Source organism: Streptomyces sp. NPDC034086, assembly GCF_055575515.1.
Window position 1 is genome coordinate 184,631 of record NZ_JBVISM010000008.1, and the last position, 18,266, is coordinate 202,896.

At 71.5% G+C, this 18,266-nt stretch carries 16 protein-coding genes; 3 read left to right on the forward strand and 13 right to left on the reverse strand.

Annotated features, from left to right (window positions below; translation table 11 throughout):
• Positions 1-26: 26 nt before the first annotated feature.
• Positions 27-1,202: a helix-turn-helix domain-containing protein gene (locus ACZ514_RS20190; RefSeq protein WP_467886515.1), complete on the reverse strand. Its 1,176-nt coding sequence runs from the start codon at positions 1,200-1,202 to the stop codon at positions 27-29.
• A gap of 376 nt (positions 1,203-1,578) precedes the next feature.
• Positions 1,579-1,899 carry a hypothetical protein gene (locus tag ACZ514_RS20195; RefSeq protein ID WP_469125288.1) on the reverse strand — a complete coding sequence of 107 codons (321 nt, stop codon included), beginning with the start codon at positions 1,897-1,899 and terminating at the stop codon, positions 1,579-1,581.
• Positions 1,900-2,382: 483 nt separating this feature from the next.
• On the opposite strand from ACZ514_RS20195, the gene ACZ514_RS20200 reads away from it, so the two are divergent.
• The gene (locus tag ACZ514_RS20200) at positions 2,383-2,913 is read left to right on the forward strand and encodes a universal stress protein (RefSeq protein ID WP_468172003.1); all 531 of its coding nucleotides are present in this window, start codon (positions 2,383-2,385) and stop codon (positions 2,911-2,913) included.
• Positions 2,914-3,012: 99 nt separating this feature from the next.
• The gene (locus ACZ514_RS20205) at positions 3,013-3,579 is read left to right on the forward strand and encodes a GPR1/FUN34/YaaH family transporter (protein ID WP_469125289.1); all 567 of its coding nucleotides are present in this window, start codon (positions 3,013-3,015) and stop codon (positions 3,577-3,579) included.
• A 127-nt stretch (positions 3,580-3,706) separates the two neighbouring features.
• Here ACZ514_RS20205 and glmS read toward each other — a convergent pair whose 3' ends face one another.
• The 3 genes from glmS to ACZ514_RS20220 all read right to left on the reverse strand — a co-directional run bounded on the left by glmS (position 3,707) and on the right by ACZ514_RS20220 (position 6,862).
• Positions 3,707-5,524, reverse strand: coding sequence for a glutamine--fructose-6-phosphate transaminase (isomerizing) (glmS, locus tag ACZ514_RS20210; RefSeq protein ID WP_468172009.1), 1,818 nt, complete (start codon positions 5,522-5,524; stop codon positions 3,707-3,709).
• A 71-nt stretch (positions 5,525-5,595) separates the two neighbouring features.
• Complete coding sequence (locus tag ACZ514_RS20215) at positions 5,596-5,871, reverse strand: hypothetical protein (RefSeq protein WP_388938730.1); 276 nt, start codon at positions 5,869-5,871, stop codon at positions 5,596-5,598.
• Between the two features lie 106 nt (positions 5,872-5,977).
• A complete protein-coding gene (locus ACZ514_RS20220; RefSeq protein ID WP_468172012.1) occupies positions 5,978-6,862 on the reverse strand; it encodes a DUF4429 domain-containing protein in 885 nt (294 codons plus the stop codon).
• 63 nt (positions 6,863-6,925) lie between these two features.
• On the opposite strand from ACZ514_RS20220, the gene ACZ514_RS20225 reads away from it, so the two are divergent.
• Complete coding sequence (locus ACZ514_RS20225) at positions 6,926-8,515, forward strand: beta-N-acetylhexosaminidase (protein ID WP_469125290.1); 1,590 nt, start codon at positions 6,926-6,928, stop codon at positions 8,513-8,515.
• 74 nt (positions 8,516-8,589) lie between these two features.
• Here ACZ514_RS20225 and ACZ514_RS20230 read toward each other — a convergent pair whose 3' ends face one another.
• The 8 genes from ACZ514_RS20230 to ACZ514_RS20265 form a co-directional block, all read right to left on the reverse strand.
• Positions 8,590-10,371: an IucA/IucC family protein gene (locus tag ACZ514_RS20230; RefSeq protein ID WP_468172018.1), complete on the reverse strand. Its 1,782-nt coding sequence runs from the start codon at positions 10,369-10,371 to the stop codon at positions 8,590-8,592.
• A complete protein-coding gene (locus ACZ514_RS20235) occupies positions 10,368-10,946 on the reverse strand; it encodes a GNAT family N-acetyltransferase (RefSeq protein WP_468172021.1) in 579 nt (192 codons plus the stop codon). The genes ACZ514_RS20230 and ACZ514_RS20235 overlap by 4 nt, the downstream gene beginning before the upstream one ends.
• Positions 10,943-12,244 carry a lysine N(6)-hydroxylase/L-ornithine N(5)-oxygenase family protein gene (locus ACZ514_RS20240; RefSeq protein ID WP_469125291.1) on the reverse strand — a complete coding sequence of 434 codons (1,302 nt, stop codon included), beginning with the start codon at positions 12,242-12,244 and terminating at the stop codon, positions 10,943-10,945. Before ACZ514_RS20240 ends, ACZ514_RS20235 begins: the two co-directional genes overlap by 4 nt.
• The gene (locus tag ACZ514_RS20245) at positions 12,228-13,718 is read right to left on the reverse strand and encodes a pyridoxal phosphate-dependent decarboxylase family protein (protein WP_468172027.1); all 1,491 of its coding nucleotides are present in this window, start codon (positions 13,716-13,718) and stop codon (positions 12,228-12,230) included. The genes ACZ514_RS20240 and ACZ514_RS20245 overlap by 17 nt, the downstream gene beginning before the upstream one ends.
• Before the next feature lie 161 nt (positions 13,719-13,879).
• The gene (locus tag ACZ514_RS20250) at positions 13,880-14,788 is read right to left on the reverse strand and encodes a siderophore-interacting protein (RefSeq protein WP_469125292.1); all 909 of its coding nucleotides are present in this window, start codon (positions 14,786-14,788) and stop codon (positions 13,880-13,882) included.
• Positions 14,789-14,976: 188 nt separating this feature from the next.
• Positions 14,977-16,023, reverse strand: coding sequence for an ABC transporter substrate-binding protein (locus ACZ514_RS20255; RefSeq protein WP_469125293.1), 1,047 nt, complete (start codon positions 16,021-16,023; stop codon positions 14,977-14,979).
• A 148-nt stretch (positions 16,024-16,171) separates the two neighbouring features.
• Entirely contained in the window at positions 16,172-17,332 is a 1,161-nt protein-coding gene (locus ACZ514_RS20260; protein ID WP_468172036.1) for an acyl-CoA dehydrogenase family protein, read from the reverse strand.
• Between the two features lie 7 nt (positions 17,333-17,339).
• Complete coding sequence (locus tag ACZ514_RS20265) at positions 17,340-18,260, reverse strand: hydroxymethylglutaryl-CoA lyase (RefSeq protein WP_468699740.1); 921 nt, start codon at positions 18,258-18,260, stop codon at positions 17,340-17,342.
• Positions 18,261-18,266: the final 6 nt, after the last annotated feature.

Here is an 18,266-nt window from a genome sequence, read left to right on the forward strand (position 1 = left end):
GGACCTCTTCGCTCGTGCGGGGACGGCTACGCGTGCTCGCGCAGCACCCGGCTCGGGGCGTACAGCTCGGTGACGCTCGGGCCCGAGGCGGCCAGGGCCGCCGCGGCCCGCTGGGGCTGCGGAGTGCGCTGGTGCGGCAGCGGGGAGCCCTGCATCTCCGACACCGGGGACACCTCGGCCTGCGGCCGGCGTGCGCGGTAGGCGGAGCGGTAGGCGGCCGGGGAGGACCCCAGCTGCCGCCGGAAGTGGCCGCGCAGGGCGACCGGCGACCGGAAGCCGCAGCGTCCGGCGACCTCGTCGACCGAGTAGTCGGAGGTCTCCAGCAGCCGCTGCGCCTGGAGCACCCGCTGCGTGATCAGCCACTGGAGCGGAGCGCTGCCGGTGAGGGAGCGGAACCGCCGGTCGAAGGTGCGCCTGCTCATGTAGGCGCGGGCGGCCAGCGTCTCCACGTCGAACTGCTCGTGGAGGTGTTCCAGTGCCCAGGCGACGACCTCGGCGAGCGGGTCGGCGCCGATCTCCTCGGGCAGCGACCGGTCGAGGTAGCGCTCCTGGCCGCCGGTGCGGCGCGGCGGGACGACGAGCCGGCGGGCCAGTGCCCCGGCCGCCTCGCTGCCGTGGTCCGTGCGCACGATGTGCAGGCACAGGTCGATTCCGGCCGCGGTGCCCGCGGACGTCAGCACGTCGCCGTCGTCGACGAACAGCTCGCGCGGGTCGACGTGGACGGACGGGTAGCGCTTGGCGAGCGTCGGCGCGTACATCCAGTGCGTCGTCGCGGGCCGGCCGTCCAGCAGGCCGGCGGCGGCGAGCACGAAGGCTCCCGTGCACAGGCCGACGATCCGGGCCCCCTCCTCGTGCGCCAGGCGCAGCGCGTCGAGCGCTTCCGGCGGCGGGGGCGAGGTGATGGAGCGCCAGGCCGGAACGACGACCGTGCCCGCCCGGGCGATCGCCTCCAGCCCGTACGGCGCGGTCAGTTCGAGTCCGCCGGTGGTCCGCAGGGGACCGTCCTCCCCGGCGCACACGAGCAGTCGGTAGCGTGGAACTCCCGCGTCCTGGCGGTCGATCCCGAACACGGACAGCGGAATGGAACTCTCGAAGATCGGTCCGCCGCTGAACAGCAGCACCGCGACGATCTCCCTGCGGCGACGCCCCGCGAGCTTCCGGCCCGCGTCGGCGACGACGGCGGCGGTGGAATCCTGGCTCATGGCGCTAAGCCCCCCTTGGGTGTCGCGACTCCTTGGTCTGGTCGCACCTGCACGTTTCCCCTCGGCCTTGCACGTGGATCCCCCGCCGTAAATACATGATCGAATCTACTGCGTCCCGTGGTGTCGGCGTGACAAGTTCAGCACGCAGCGCTATGTCGACTTGGCAACTTGGCGAAAAGCATTCGATCAGGAAGCGTTCCACTCCGCTACCCGCCCGGATAGCCCGCGATCCGGCCGTGGCCAGTACTCACGGGGTCGAATCGTCCCCTCTCGCCCGTAGTCGCTGGTGGTGACGGGGTCGGCGGAACATTCCGGCAAGGGAAGCACGGGGTCCGGAAGTTGGCCGAAAACAACCGGGTGTGTACGTACGAACCGGTCAGTCGTGAGGGGACAGGCCACCGGAACCGTGGCAGCCGCGGTGGGAACCCGCCCCGGTGCGGGAGTGCCGGCCCCGGTGGGCGGACGGAAGCGGATCCTCCGACCGCACGCGGGCGGCGGCCCGTGCCGCCTTCTCCGAGTACCGCAGCAGCACCCGGCAGGCGGCGGTGACGGCGGCCAGCCCCAGGGTCGCCACGGCGGCCCCGCCGTACGAGGTCCCGTAGACCACCAGGACCACGGGCACGAGCAGGCAGCTGAAGGCGGCCCAGCGCACCACGTCACCCGCCGGGTCGTCATGGGCGCGTCCGGCGGACCGCACGGACGGGTGAAGCGGGGCGCGCGCGGTCGACGGCGCGGAGCGGGCGGACCGGGCGGACCGCGTCATCGGAGCGGGCTGGACGGGCTGGACGGGGTGAACCGGATGACCGGGCACGGCGTACTCCCTGCGGGCTCTTCCTGGACGGTCGGACTCCTGTCCAACGCCCCGGCCGGGCCCCGGTCACTGCGCGCACGGGTGGCGCGGGGGGTCCCTCGTCACTGGCTGTAGGGGACAGCTGCCATTGCCAAGCCGCCCGCGCTCCGGCATGCTCCCTGGGACGCTCTCCAAGGGCGGCATGCCCTGTGCAGGACAGGAGTGTCGCCGTACCCTGGGGGGTAAGGGCTTGGGAAGATGCTTCCAGGACAGAACCCGGTCACACTGCGTCGTCAAAAACGTCCGTGATCCAGGCCCCCGTCGTCAGAAAGTCCGAGTCGCCGAAACCGCCCCTGTCGCTTCCCCCGAGGACTCTTCGCCGAGACACCCATGGCCGGTCACGAATTCTCCGAACCCGCGGACCGCAAGCGCAAACCCTTCGCCGATTCCGTATCGAGCGACCTGCGCGCGGTGGAACAGACACGTCACCCCTGCGACCCGGCCTTCCGGCACGGCGTGGTGGTGGGCTTCGACGGCTCCACGTCCAGCGAGCGGGCCCTGGCCTACGCGATCGGCATGGCCCGGCGTTCCGGTTCCGGTCTGATCATCGTCCACGTGGCGAACCGGCTCCCCACCACGGTGTGGGCCGGCTGCGAGCCGCCCGTCTTCGTGGACGTGCCCGACCACCGCACCGAGGTGCTCGGTCTGGAGCTGGCCTGCGCGGACTACCTGTCCGAGGTTCCGTGGATCCTCGTCGAGCGCGGGGGTGACATCTGCCACGAACTGGAGGAGGTCGGCCGGGAGTACTCGGCGGACGCCATCGTGGTCGGTTCCACTCACGGGATCGTCGGACGGATCTTCGGCTCGGTCGCGGGACGGCTGGCGAAGCGGGCGCAGCGACCCGTTGTTGTCATTCCGTGACCCGCTGTACGTCGCTCGTGCGGTTGTGAACCCTCTTGTAAAGGGTAGATAAATGCTGCTGGGACGCAGCACACAACTGCAGATCGAAGGGAGCCCGCCGTGGACAACGGTGTCTCTGCGGGAAGCACGGCCTCGACCTCGACCCTGGGCAACATCGCCCTGGGGCTCACCCTCCTCGCCTTCGGTATCGGCCACACGGGGATCCTCTCCGGTGTGACCGCCGCCCACTCCGTGCCGCTCGCGATGTACGTCGGCGGCGCGGCCCTCTTCCTCCTCGGCCTCCTCGAATACCGCGGCGGCGACGGCTTCAACGGCACCGCCTTCGCCGGCCTCGGCGTCTTCTGGTTCACCTGGGCCAAGGGCGCGGGAGCCCAGGTCTCCGACGAGGCGGCCGGAACGTTTCTGGTCCTCTTCGCGCTGCTCGCGCTGACCCTCACGCTCGCCGCGTCGAGCGGGCTGTTCGGCCAGGGCGTGTACGGCCTGCTCACCCTCTCCCTCGCGCTGCTGGCCGTCGGGGCCTTCGTGGACGGCGCCGGTCTGGCGAAGGCGGGCGGCTGGGTCGCGGCCGTGTCCGGACTGCTGGCCTGGTACGGGGCCACCGCCGCGCTGGCCAACTGGCCGATGGCGCTGGGCAGGACCTCGGGGCGCGCGGTCGCCGCGGGCTGACGGGCCCGTACCACGGGTGAACGGACGGGGGTGCCGCCGGAGTTCCGGTGGCACCCCCGTCGCGCCGGCCGGGGAGGTCGCCCCTCCCCGGCCGACGTGCAAGCGCGGTGGTACTGCTCGGCCGTGACTACTCGACGGTGACGGACTTCGCGAGGTTGCGCGGCTTGTCGATGTCCCGGCCCAGGGCCTGGGCGATGTGGTACGCCAGCAGCTGGAGCGGGATGCCCATCAGGATGGGGTCCAGCTCGTCCTCGTTCTTCGGGACCACGATGGTGTGGTCCGCCTTCTCCTGCTCGCGGTGGGCGACGGCCAGGATCCGGCCGCTGCGGGCCTTGATCTCCTCCAGGGCCGCGCGGTTCTTCTCCAGCAGGTCGTCGTCGGGGACGATCGCGACGGTCGGCAGCGAGGGCTCGATCAGCGCGAGCGGGCCGTGCTTCAGCTCGGAGGCCGGGTACGCCTCGGCGTGGATGTAGGAGATCTCCTTCAGCTTGAGGGAGGCCTCCAGGGCCACCGGGTAGCCCCGGACCCGGCCGATGAACATCATCGACTTGGCGTCGGCGTACTCGGCCGCGAGGCGCTTGATGTCCTCCTCGCCCTTGAGGATCTCCTCGATCTGCGCGGGCAGCCGGCGCAGGCCGTCGATGATCCGCTTGCCGTCGGTCACCGACAGGTCCCGGATCCGGCCCAGGTGCACGGCGAGCAGCGCGAAGGCCACCACCGTGTTGGTGAAGCACTTGGTGGAGACGACGCAGACCTCCGGGCCGGCGTGCACGTACACGCCGCCGTCGGCCTCGCGGGCGATGGCCGAGCCGACCACGTTGACCACGCCGAGGACGCGGGCGCCCTTGCGCTTGAGCTCCTGGACGGCCGCGAGGACGTCGTACGTCTCACCGGACTGGGAGACGGCGATGTAGAGGGTGTCGGGGTCCACCACCGGGTTGCGGTAGCGGAACTCGGAGGCCGGCTCGGCGTCCGCGGGGATGCGGGCCAGGCTCTCGATGAGGCCGGCGCCGATCAGGCCCGCGTGGTACGAGGTGCCGCAGCCCAGGATCTTGACGCGGCGGATGCCGCGGGCCTCGCGCGGGTCCAGGTTCAGGCCGCCCAGGTGGACGGTGTTGAACCGGTCGTCGATCCGGCCGCGCAGCACGCGGTCGACCGCGTCGGGCTGCTCGGAGATCTCCTTGTGCATGTAGGTGTCGTGGCCGCCCATGTCGTAGGAGGCGGCCTCCCACTCCACGGTCTCCGGGGTGGCGGTGGTCGTCGTACCGCTGGTGGTGTAGGTGCGGAAGTCGTCGGCCTTGAGGGTGGCCATCTCGCCGTCGTTGAGGGTCACGACCTGGCGGGTGTGCGCGATCAGGGCGGCCACGTCGGAGGCGACGAGCATCTCCTTCTCGCCGATGCCGAGGATGACCGGGGAGCCGTTGCGGGCGACGACGATGCGGTCGGCGAAGTCGGCGTGCATCACGGCGATGCCGTAGGTGCCCTCGATGACCTTGAGCGCCTCGCGGACCTTCTCCTCCAGGCTGTCGGCCTGGGAGCGGGCGACCAGGTGGGTGATCACCTCGGTGTCGGTCTCCGAGGCGAAGACGACGCCCTCGGCCTCGAGCTTGGCGCGCAGCTCGGCGGCGTTGTCGACGATGCCGTTGTGGACGACGGCGACCTTGTTCCCGGGGTCGAGGTGCGGGTGCGAGTTGAGGTCGCTCGGGGCGCCGTGGGTGGCCCAGCGGGTGTGGGCGATGCCGGTGGTGCCGGCGAAGCGCTTGGGGACGCGGGCCTCCAGGTCGCGGACGCGGCCCTTGGCCTTGACCATCTTCAGGGCGGCGGCCTTCGGGCTGTTGACGACGATGCCCGCGGAGTCGTACCCGCGGTACTCGAGCCGTGCCAGGCCCTCCAGCAGCAGCGGTGCGACGTCACGCTTGCCGATGTAACCGACGATTCCACACATACGGTCTTGCCCCTCCTGAAGTTCGGTGTCCTGCTCGTCCGCGCGCGGCCCTCGCGGCCGCCCCGGCCCGGTCAGCCGTAGACGATGCGGCGCAGCTGCCGGAGCGAGAGCTCCGGTGGCGCCACGGCGCGGTGCGGCAGCTCGGCCGCGATCCGCTCGAAGATCTCCGCGTTGACCGCCCCGCCCGACTGCAGCTCGCGGTGGCGGCGGCGGACGAACTCCTCGGTCGTCTCGTTGAAGTACGCGAGCACGTCGAGCACCACCCGGGCGGCCTCGCCGCGCCGCAGCGCGGTGCTGCGCACCAGGTGGTCGACGAGGTCGTCATGCGACGGGCGGCGGTCGAGCACCAGTAGATATTGACTGTCCGAGGAGTGAAACGCAAAGATCCTGCCCGACATCGGGCAGGATCCCGCTGGTCTGGACCAGGGAAGAGGAGATTCCGGTACTCCCTGGTCAGAAACGACCCAAAATCGCCGCCTTCGCCGCCGAGAACTCATCGGCGGTGAGGACGCCCGACCGGTGCAGCTCGCCCACCTCGCGCAGCCGCCGCAGCAGGGTGTCGTGGTCCGCGGCCTCGCCCGCCAGCGCCGGGGCCGACTCCGCCAGCGGCAGCGGCGCGGCCGCCTCGGGCGCGGGAGCCGCCGGGTGGGGCATCCGCACGGCCACGGCCGCGGCGACCAGCGCCATCAGCGGATCCTTCTTGAAGCCGAAGAGCTCCACGGCGCAGCGGTCGTACTTGGGCGCGGAGGCCGGAGGGGCGCCGTCCAGGGTGAACCGCAGCCAGCCGTGGTCCAGGCCCTTCGAGGGGTACCAGTCCACCGCGCGCACGTCCGCGACCCGGAACTCGCAGGGACCCCCCGAACGCTTGGCCTCCTCCGCCGTCCAGTTCCACTCCAGGACCACCCGGTCGCCGTCGAAGGAGGCCGTGGCGTCACCCGCGCCGAAGGAGACGGGCACGGGGGGTCCCGGCAACAGGTACGCGTCGCAGGGTCCGGGATCGACCTGGTCGAGCAGCAGGGCGTTGCGCACCTCGTCCACGAAGTACTCCGCCACCCCCGACCGGTCGGACTCCACGGCCAGCCGGTACGGGTCGGAGGCCTCCGGCAGCCGCCCGCCCGTCACCTGGAGCAGCGGGTCCGCCCCGTCACGCGGCCTGAGCCGCAGCCGGCCTGCCTTGCGCCCCGGCTCGTAGCTGATCCCCGCGATCGCGCGCAGCGGCACGACCACCTCGCCCAAGTGCTGCCGGAGCAGCCCCACCCCCTTGTCGCGGCCCGGCACGATGCGCACCGCGTCCCCGTCGAAGGTCCACGTACCGTCCTTCTGGATGATTTCCGCCATCCGGTGATTCTCCCACCGGTATGTGGGGCCCGAAGGGGGGCCGTCCGGCCTATACCTGGGCACATGAGAGTCCTGCGACGCACGCTCGGCACCCTCCTCGTCCTCGGCGCCCTCGGCGGCGCCGTCTCCTGCGCCGAGGCGCACGGAGACGACGCCAGACCCGGCTCCGGGCGTCCCGCCGCCCTCACCCCCTACGAACGGCTCCTGCCCGCGCCGGCCTCCGTCCGGGCCGCGGGCGCCGGGTACCGCTTCGGCGCGGGCACGGTGATCCGTACCGGGCCGGGCTCGCCGCGGGAGGTGCGGCGGGTGGGCGAGCTCCTGGCGGACCAGCTGCGCGGGCCGAGCGGGCTGCCGCTGCCGGTGGCCGACGGGGAGGAGGGGGACGGGATCCGGCTGCGGCTGGACGACCGGGCCCGGGAGCTGGGCGCCGAGGGCTACCGCCTGCGGACCACCCCCTCCGGGGTCACCCTGACCGCCCGCACCCCGGCGGGCCTCTTCCACGCCGGGCAGACGCTGCGCCAGCTGCTGCCGGTGCGGGGCGCGGGCGAGGTCCCGGGCGGGGAGATCGCCGACGTCCCGCGCTTCGCGTACCGGGGGGCGATGGTGGACGTCGCCCGCCACCACTTCCCGGTGGAGCAGGTCAAGCGGTACGTCGACCAGCTCGCCCAGTACAAGATCAACACCCTGCACCTGCACCTCACCGACGACCAGGGCTGGCGGATCGCCATCGACTCCTGGCCGCGCCTGGCGACGTACGGCGGAGCGAGCGAGGTCGGCGGCGGGCCCGGCGGCCACTGGAGCAAGGCCGAGTACCGCGACCTGGTCGCCTACGCGGCGGAGCGCTACGTCGAGGTGGTCCCCGAGATCGACATGCCCGGCCACGTCAACGCCGCCCTGGCCTCCTACGCGGAGCTGAACTGCGACGGCAAGGCCCCCGAGCGCTACACCGGGACCAAGGTCGGCTTCAGCTCCCTGTGCGTGGGCGAGGAGCGCACGTACGAGTTCATCGACGACGTCCTCGGTGAGCTGGCCGCCCTCACCCCCGGCCGCTACCTCCACATCGGCGGCGACGAGGCCCACTCCACCCCGGCGGCGGACTACGCGGCCTTCATGGACCGCGCCCAGGCGGTGGTGGCGAAGCACGGCAAGACGGTGGTGGCCTGGCACCAGCTCGCGAACGCCCGCCCGGCGCGGGGGGCGGTCCTCCAGTACTGGGGCCACGACCGGACGGCGGCGGCCGAGAAATCCGCGGTCGCGGCGGCGGCCGGGGCGGGCCACCCCCTGATCCTGTCCCCGGCGGACCGCGCCTACCTGGACATGAAGTACGACAAGGCGACGAAGCCGGGCCTGGCCTGGGCCGGGTACGTCCCGGTACGGCGCTCCTACTCGTGGAACCCGGGCGCCCACCTCCCGGACGTCCCCGAATCCGCCGTCCTGGGCGTGGAGGCCCCCCTGTGGACGGAGACCATCGCGACCCGCGCCGACTGGGAACTGATGGCCTTCCCCCGCCTCCTGGGCATCGCGGAACTCGGCTGGTCCCCGGCCGCGTCACTCGGCTGGGACACCTACCGCCCCCGCCTCGCCGCCCAGTCCCCCCGCCTGGAAGCCCAGGGCACCGCGTACTACCGCTCGCCGGAGGTGCCGTGGGAGTAGCCCGGCACCGGCACCGGGGACGGCGGCGGGCGGGCTGCCGGAGGACGTTCCGGGAGCCCGCCCGTTCCGGGGCGTCAGCGCCGGGCGAAGGGCGCGAGGGGGTTCTCGAGGGTGCCGACCAGCTGGAGGGCCGCCGACGGGTCCGCGAGGTCCACCATCTGCTTGTTGTCGCGCAGCTGGAGGCGGTTCAGGCAGGACAGCTGGAACTCCGGGGTGAAGAGGTCGTACTGCGCGAAGCGGTCCGCCAGGGCGGGGGCCGAGTCCTGGTAGTCGTGGGCGCAGTCCGCCACCGCCTGCCAGAACACCTCCTCCGTGCAGATGCCCTCCTCGGCCAGGATCGCGTTGAGGAAGCGGAAGAAGCAGTCGAAGACGTCCGTGAAGACCGACAGGAGCTTCATGTCCTCCGGGATGTCCGCGCGGACGCGTTCCACCGCCGGGGGCAGGACCGCGTCCGGGTCCATGACCACGATCTCCTCGGCGATGTCCTTGAAGATCGCCCGCTGCACCACCCCGTCCTTGATCACCAGGATCGTGTTCTCGCCGTGCGGCATATACGCGAGGTCGTACTGGTAGAAGCAGTGCAGGAGCGGCAGCAGGTACGCGCGGAGGTACGGCTTCAGCCACTGCGCCGGGGTGAGGCCCGATTCGGCGATCAGGGCGCCGGCGAAGGAGCGGCCCTCCGCGTCGACGTGGAGGAGCGAGGCCATGGTGGCCAGGCGTTCGCCCTCGCGGAGGGAGTTCACCGGGGACTCGCGCCACAGGGCGGCCAGCATCTTGCGGTAGGGGGAGTAGCGGTCCGTGGCCCGTTCGTACTGGCGGTGGTGGTAGCCGATCGCCGCGCGCTCGCGGATGATCGAGAAGTCGACCGACCGGAGGACCTCGTCCGACTCGATCAGCTGGTGCAGCCAGTCGTTGATGGCCGGGGTGGCCTCCATGTAGGCGGCGGACAGGCCCCGCATGAAGCCCATGTTGAGGACCGAGATGGCCGTCTTGACGTAGTGCTTGGTGGGGGTGGTGGTGTTGAAGAAGGTGCGGATCGACTGCTGCGGGAGGTAGGCGTCCTCGCCCTCGCCCAGCAGGACCAGGCGGCGGTTGGCGATCTCCGCCGCGAAGGTGACGGTGGTCTTGTTCCACCACTGCCAGGGGTGGACGGGGAGGAAGTGGTAGTCCTCCGGGTCGAGGTCCAGGGCGGTCAGCCTGGCCCTGAAGCCGGCGACCGCGGCTTCGCCCAGTTCCCCGCGCATGAACGTGTCGTGGTCCAGGCCCGTGCCCGCCGTGAAGGTGGAGACGTCCTTGTGGGCCGCCGCCCACACCAGGTGGACCGGGCTCGCCGTCTCCGGCGCGTACGCCAGGTACTCGTGCACGCCGAAGCCCAGGCGGCCGTTGTTGGCGACGAAGCAGGGGTGGCCCTCGGTCATGCCCGTCTCGATGTCCTGGAAGCCGGACTTCGCGAGGGTGGCGGAGGACGGCTGCGGCTTCGTGTACTTGAAGCCCGTGCCCGCCAGGGTGGAGGAGATCTCCTCGAGGTAGACGGGGAGCACCTCCGCGCTCAGGCCCAGGGTCCGCTGGAACTCGATGTGGAAGTCCAGGGCGTCCAGTTCCAGGGTCCCGCCGTCGTGGTGGCGGGTGATGGACCGCTCGTCCACCGCCCAGTGGTCCAGGGCGAGCCGGGCCGAGCGGAAGCGGTATTCGACGGCCCCGTCGTCGCTGCGGACGGAGTAGAGGTCCTCGCCCAGCGGCTCCGGGGTCAGCAGGCGTTCGTGGGAGAACTCCGCGAGGGCCTTGCGGACCAGGGCGCGGTTGGCGCGGGCCCACAGCTCGGGGGAGAGGTGGGAGACGGCGTCGTCGAGGCTCACACCGACCCCCGCTGGGTGGCCTCGAACTGCTCGCGGGTGCAGAAGCTGAGCAGGGCGACCTTCTCGGGCTTGCGGACCTCGCGCTCGGGGACGAAGCCGACGGCCTCGTTCAGGGCGTGGACCGCCTCGTTGCGGACGTCCGGCTCGACGACGACGCGCCGGGTGGCGGGGTCCGCGAAGAGGGCGGCCATCACCGTCGTGATCACCGCGCGGGTGAAACCGCTGACCGGGGTCTCGGTGGGGGCGACCAGGAAGTGCATGCCGACGTCGCCGGGCTGCGCCTCGTACAGGCCGACCAGTTCCAGGCGCGAGGGGTCGTAGCTCTCCATCAGGAAGGCGGGGCGGCCCTCGTGGAGGCCGATGAAGGCGTGGTGGTGCTCGTGCGCGGTGATGCGGACGTACTCGCGCTCGACGTCGGTGAGGGTGGCGTCCTGCATCATCCAGAACGCGGCCTTCGGGTGCGTGACCCAGCCGTGCAGGAGTTCCGCGTCCGAGAAGGGGTCCAGGGGGCGGAGGGAGAACGTCCCGAGGGCCGTGTCGGTGCGGGCGAAGAGGAGCTCTGGGGTGGTGCTCATGCGTGGATGCCTTCCGGGGCCGCGAACTGCTGGAACGCGATGGACTTCTCGACCTTGTAGTGCTGGCGGCCGAGCAGCTCACCGACGATGTACGCGTTGCGGTACGCGGCCATGCCCAGGTCGGGCGAGGTGAGGGAGTGGTTGTGGGTCGTGCCGTTCTGCAGGTACACCCCGCGCCCGGTCACGTCGACGCTGTAGTTGCGGGCGGCGTCCAGGCGGCCGCGGCCGTCGAAGTTCAGCCGGCCGCGGACGGAGGCCAGGAAGTCCGGGATCCGGTACGTGTAGCCCGTGGCCAGGACCAGGCCCTCCGTGGTGAGGGAGAAGTCCCGCTCCTGCTCCTCCTGGCGCAGGCCCAGGGTGTAGGTGCCGGTGGTGGTGTCGTACGCCGTGCTGTTGAGGGAGGTGTTGGTGCGCAGCGTCGTGGGGACCGCGCCCGGCATGGTGATCCTCTTCTGGTAGAGCAGGTCGAAGATGGCGTTGACGAGGTCGCCGTCGATGCCCTTGAAGAGGTTCTTCTGCTGGGTCTCCAGCCGGTAGCGGGTGTCCTCGGGGAGGGCGTGGAAGTAGTCCACGTACTCCGGAGAGGTCATCTCCAGCGTGAGCTTGGTGTACTCCAGCGGGAAGAAGCGCGGTGAGCGGGTGATCCAGTCGAGCCGGTAGCCGTGGACGTCGATCTCGGCGAGCAGGTCGTAGTAGATCTCGGCGGCGCTCTGGCCCGAGCCGATCAGGGTGATCGACTTCTTCCGCTGGAGCCGCTCCTTGTGCTGCATGTACGTGGAGTTGTGCAGGAAGTCCCCGCCGAGGCCCTCGCACGCCGCCGGGACGTGCGGCGGGGTGCCGGTGCCGAGGACGAGGCGGCGGGCGCGGTGGGTCCCGCCGCGGTCGGTGTGGACCTCGTACAGGCCGGCGGCCTCGTCGTAGGTGACCTCGGTGACGGAGGTGGAGTACAGGACGTTGTCGAGCCGGTCGGCGGCCCAGCGGCAGTAGTCGTTGTACTCGGCGCGCAGCGGGTAGAAGTTCTCCCGGATGTAGAAGGAGTACAGCCGGTCCTTGTCCTTCAGGTAGTTCAGGAAGGAGAAGGGCGAGGTCGGGTCGGCGAGGGTGACCAGGTCCGACATGAACGGGGTCTGCAGGTGGGCGCCGTCCAGGAACATGCCGGCGTGCCACTCGAAGTGCGGCTTCGACTCGATGAACAGGCCGTCGAGCTCGCCGATGGGCGCGGTCAGGCAGGCGAGTCCCAGGTTGAAGGGGCCCAGGCCGATGCCGATGAAGTCGTGGGGCTCAGTGGTGGACGGCAAGGGATTCTCCCAGGAACTGCTCGGCGTGTGCGGCGAGGAGGTCGAGGACGGCCGCGATGTCGGCCGTCGTGGTCTGCGGGTTGAGGAGGGTGAACTTCAGGTACTGCTTCCCGTCCACCTTGGTGCCGGCGACGACGGCCTCGCCGGAGGCGAACAGGGCCTTGCGGGCGTGCAGCTGTGCCTCGTCGACGAGGTCGGGGCGCGGCTCGCCCGCGGGGAGGAAGCGGAAGACCAGGGTGGAGATCTGCGGTTCGACGACGACCTCGAAGCGCGGGTCGGCGGCGAGGACCTCGTAGCCGGCGGCGGCCAGGTCGACGACCTCGTCGAAGAGGGAGCCGATGCCGTCGGCGCCCATGACGCGCAGGGTCATCCAGAGCTTGAGGGCGTCGAAGCGGCGCGTGGTCTGGATGGACTTGTCGACCTGGTTGGGGATCCGCTCCTCGGCCATCCGGCGCGGGTTGAGGTAGTCCGCGTGGTAGGTGGCGTGCCGCAGGGTGTGGCGGTCGCGGACCAGCATCGCGCTGGAGCTCACGGGCTGGAAGAACGACTTGTGGTAGTCGACGGTGACCGAGTCGGCCTTCTCGATGCCGTCGAGGAGGTGCCGGCGGGTCGGGGAGACCAGCAGTCCGCATCCGTAGGCGGCGTCCACGTGCATCCACGCGGAGTGCTCCGCGGCCAGGCGGGCGATCTCGGGCAGCGGGTCGATGGACCCGAAGTCGGTGGTGCCGGCGGTGGCGACGACGGCCATGGGGAAGAGGCCCTCGCCGGCGCAGCTCTCCAGCTCCAGGGCCAGTACGGCGGTGTCCATGCGGCGGTTGCGGTCGACGGGCACGCGGATGACGGCCTCGTAGCCGAGGCCCAGCATGGCGGCGGACTTCTGGACGCTGAAGTGGCTGGCCTCGGAGGTGAAGATGCGCAGCTTCGGCAGCACTTCGGCCTTGGTGATCCCCGCCCCCGCCTCGTGGGCGCGCTGCATGACGGTCCGGCAGGCCTCGTCGCGGGCGAGGAGCAGGGCGTGGAAGTTCGACTGGCTGCCGCCGGAGGTGAAGACGCCGTCCGCGCCCTCCCCGAGCCCGATGCGCCGGGCGGTCCAGTCGATCAGGCGGCGCTCGATCAGGGTGCCGCCGATGGACTGGTCCCAGGTGTCGAGGGAGGAGTTGACGGCCGACAGGACCGCTTCGCCGACCACCGCGGGGATGACCACCGGGCAGTTGAGGTGGCCCAGGTAGCGCGGGTGGTGGAAGTAGACGGCGTCGCGGAGGTAGACGTCCTCCAGCTCGGCGAGTGCGGCGGCGGTGTCGGCCAGCGGCGCGTCGAGGTCGATCCCGTCGATGACCGGGGCGAGTGCGTCGACGGATATGCCGGTGTGGGGCCGCCGCGTGGTGGCGAGCCGGGCCGCGACGCGGTCGACGCCCTCGGTGACGGATCGCCGGTAGAGGTCCGCGGTCGTCTCGTTCAGCAGATGCGTGCGCATCAACTTTTCCTCCGGGCATGGGGAAGCGGGGGGCGGGGGAGGGGTGGGGTGGGGTGCGTGAGTTAGGTTAGCCTAACCTAAGTTGTAGTACAAACGGAGGAGGGCCCCGGCGTGTGCCGGGGCCCTCCTCCGTCAATGTCCCTGCTCCGCGCAGGAGTCGGCTACAGCTCGGACGCCGGGTCCTCGCTCGGGGCCCGGCCCGCGTACGCCTCGGCGAGCAGCTGTTCCTCGCTCGCCCCCAGCCGCCAGTACCCGGTGAAGCGCACCGCGCGCCGGTCTGTGCCGCGCTCCCCCACCAGGTGGCGCCGGACGGCGCGCACCGTGCCCGCCTCGCCCGCGAGCCAGGCGTACGGGGCCTCGGCGGCGGGCGGTTCCGCCGCCCGGACCGCGTCCACCACGCGGGCCGCCCGCTCGGGGCCGGACGCGCCCCCCTCGCGCACGATCCAGGTGATGTCCGCGTCGGCGCGGGTGTGCGGGGCGAGCCGGTCGTCCGGGTGCGGGACCTCGAACCATGCCTTGACCCGGGCCCCGGCGGGCAGCCGGTCCAGGATGGCGCAGGCCGCGGGCAGGGCGGTCTCGTCGGCGTACATCAGGTACGCGTCCGTGGCCGCCGGGGGCTGGAAGCGGACGGACTTGTTCTGTGCGACCGCCGGCCCGATCGCCATGATCCGGCGGCCGGTGACGGCCCTGCCCGCCCAGCGGGAGGCCGGGGAGGCGTCCCCGTGGAGGACGAAGTCGATGTCGACCTCCGTCGCGCCGTCCTCCGTGCGCCGCTGATCGCGCACGGTGTACGAGCGCATCACCGGGCGTTCGGCGTCCGGCATCCCGCGCCAGGCCGCGAACCAGGTGTCCTCGTCGGTGGAGGGCAGTTCGGTGTGCTCGGCGTGCGGGGGCGGCAGGAAGAGCGAGAGGCTCTGGTCGTAGCCGCCGGACCTGAAGCCCGCCAGGGACTCCCCGCCGAAGGTCACGCGCAGGAACGAGCGGCCGAGGCGGCGCGTGCGGAGCACTTCCATCGTGAAGAAGCGGAAGTGCGCCGCGGCCTGCCCGGCCTCGGATGCGGTGGCGGTCATGCGCGAGTCCCCCCTGGGAGTCGAAGGTGGCGCCGGCGGCGGGTGGGTGCCGGGCGGTCAGTGCCGGACGCCGGGCCCCCGGCGGTGGCCGGGAGCCCGGCGTCAGGACCGGTGGAAGGGGTGTGGGGCCCCGGGCCGTGTCGTCGAAGCAGGGCCGATCGGGGCTTCGACGGCACGGCCCGGGAGGATCAGGAGACCTTCTTGGCGTTCTGGAGCGCCTTGGCGAGGTCCTCGAGGATCTGCGCGCACTTCTCGTACGAGTAGATCGGCTCGGTCACGCGCGGGGCGATCTGGCCGGCCTTGACGGCGGGCAGCTCGTTCCAGGTCGGCTTGGCCTTCAGGGCCTCGGCCTGGAGGGCCTGGGTGCGGTTGTCGAGCAGGACGAGATCGGCCTTGTACTTGCCGGCGTTCTCCCAGCTGAGGCTCTCGTAGAAGCCCTGCGGGTCCAGCTTGTCCTGCTCGGGCGCGACGAACTCGACGCCCAGGGACTCGAAGTACTTGAGGTCGGCCGAGGTCTTCGGCGTGGAGACGTAGAAGAGCTGGTCGGCGGCGGAGCCGACGAGCACCTTGATGCCCGGGTTGGCCTTGACGGCCTCGCGGACCTTGGCGGAGGCGGCCTCGAAGCGGGCCTTGGCGTCGGCGGCCTTCTTGGAGTTCAGGTCGGCGCCGAGGGACTTGGCGAGATCCGCCGTGCGCTCCAGGGCCTTGTCCATGGTGGCCTTGTCGCCCACGCCGATCGCGGCGGCCGGGGCCAGCTTCAGGATCTTGTCCTTGGAGGCCTCGGGGACGTACCAGTACGAGCCGTCCCAGGTGTTGGTGGCGAGCAGCTCGGGCTTGAGGGAGGCGTACTTCTCGACGTTGAACTCGTCGTAGACGTTCCCGAGGATCTCGACCTTGGAGATGTCCATCGAGCCGGCCATCGGGTCGGGCTTGCCGTCCGCGAGCTTGGTCGGGCCGAAGACGCCCTTGACCTGCACGCCGTAGTCGTACAGCGCGGCGGCGGTGCCGGTGTAGGCCACGATGTTCTTCGGCGTGGACTTGGCGGTGGCGTCCTTGCCGAGATCGTCCTTGAAGGTCCAGGGGCCCGAGGCGGCGGCCGTGCCGCCCTTGCGGCCGTCAGCATCCTTCGCCTTGTCGCCGCCACCGCACGCGGTGAGCGCGGCGACGAGTCCGAGGGCGCCGCCCGCCGCGACGAGGCCGCGGCGGGAGAGGAACGTGGAGCTGGGCTTGGGCATGGCGAAGTCCGCTTTCGTACGTGCAGGGGACGGCCGGGGAACCCGAGGCCGTTCGGAGGGAAGGTTAGCCTAACCTTGGCTGAAAACGGTAAGGGGACCCTAATTTCTCGGGTCCCCTCGTCGTTCCCCGCACGCCGCGGGTCACCGGTCAGCCGGTGAAGCCCAGCTCACGGGCGATCAGCATGCGCTGCACCTCGCTCGTGCCCTCGCCGATCTCCAGGATCTTGGAGTCCCGCCACATGCGGGCCACCGGGTACTCGTTCATGAAGCCGTAGCCGCCGTGGATCTGCGTGGCGTCCCGGGCGTTGTCGACGGCGACCGTCGAGGAGTACAGCTTCGCGATCGCCGCCTCCTTCTTGAACGGCTCGCCGCGCACCAGCCGGGAGGCGGCGTCGCGCCAGCCGATGCGGGCCATGTGGGCACGCGTCTCCATGTCGGCCAGCTTGAACTGGATGGCCTGGTTGTCGCCGATCGGCCTGCCGAAGGCCTGCCGCTCCTTGGCGTACTTCACCGACTCGTCCACACAGCCCTGCGCCAGGCCCGTGGCCAGGGCCGCGATGGCGATACGGCCCTCGTCGAGGATCCGCAGGAACTGGGCGTAGCCGCGGCCCTCCTGGCCCACCAGGTTGGCGAGCGGCACCCGTACCCCGTCGAAGGACAGCTCACGGGTGTCGGAGGAGTTCCAGCCGACCTTGGAGTAGGGCGCGGCCACCGTGAAGCCCGGGGTGCCGGACGGGACGATGATCGAGGAGATCTCCGGTCGGCCGTCCTCCTTGCGGCCGGTGACGGCGGTGACCGTGACCAGACCGGTGATGTCCGTACCGGAGTTGGTGATGAAGCACTTCGAGCCGTTGATCACCCACTCGTCGCCGTCGCGCACGGCGGTGGTGCGGGTGCCGCCCGCGTCACTGCCCGCGCCGGGCTCGGTCAGGCCGAAGGCGCCGAGCACCTCGCCCGAGCACAGCTTCGGCAGCCACTGGCGCTTCTGCTCCTCCGAGCCGAACAGGTACAGGGGCATGGCGCCCAGGGAGACGCCCGCCTCCAGGGTGATCGCGACCGAGGAGTCGACGCGGGCCAGCTCCTCCAGGGCGATGCCGAGGGCGAGGTAGTCGCCGCCCATGCCGCCGTACTCCTCCGGGAAGGGCAGGCCGAACAGGCCCATGCGGCCCATCTCGCGGACGATCTCGTACGGGAACTCGTGGCGCTCGTAGAGGTCGCCGATCTTCGGCGCGACGACGTCGTGCGCGAACGCCTCGACGGTGCGGCGGAGTTCCTCGTGCTCGGGGGTGAGCCGGTGGTCGAGGGACATGGTGTGACTACTCCTTGTGGGAGAGGGCGCGGACGGTGCGGGAGGGGCTGGGGCGGCCCAGCCGTTCGGCCATCCACACGCTCGTGGCGGTGAGGGCGGCCAGATCGACCCCGGTCTCGATGCCGAGGCCGTCGAGCATCCACACCAGGTCCTCGGTGGCGAGGTTGCCGGTGGCGCTCTTCGCGTACGGGCATCCGCCGAGGCCGCCGGCGGAGGAGTCGACCGTGGTCACGCCGTGCTGGAGCGCGGCGAGGGTGTTGGAGAGGGCCTGGCCGTAGGTGTCGTGGAAGTGCACGCCGATCCGGTCGGTCCCCACGCCCTGCTCGTTCAGCGCGGAGAGCAGGACCTGGACGTGGCCGGGCGTGGCGACGCCGATGGTGTCGCCCAGGCTCAGCTCGTCACAGCCCAGGTCGAGCAGGGCCCTGGCGACGGAGACCACCTGGCCGACCGGGACCGGCCCCTCCCAGGGATCCCCGAAGCACATCGAGAGGTACCCGCGCACGTGCGCCCCGTCCGCCTTGGCGCGGGCCACCACGGGCTCGAACATGGCGAGGGACTCGGCGACGGTGCGGTTCAGGTTCCGGGCGGCGAAGGTCTCGGTGGCCGAGCCGAACACCGCGATGCGGGTCGCCCCGAGGGCGAGCGCCCGGTCCAGGCCCCGTTCGTTGGGGACCAGGACCGGGAGGTGCGCCCCGACGTCCGAGAGCAGGGGGAAGAGCTGCTCGGCGTCCGCCAGCTGGGGGACCCACGCGGGGTGGACGAAGCTCGTGGCCTCGATGGTGGTGAGGCCGGCCGCGGCGAGCCGGTGGACGAACTCGGCCTTCACCTCCGTGGGAACGGCCGTCTTCTCGTTCTGCAGCCCGTCGCGCGCGCCCACCTCGTGGATGCGTACGCGCGGCGGGAGCCCGGCGGGGGCCGGGAAGGTCATGGGCAG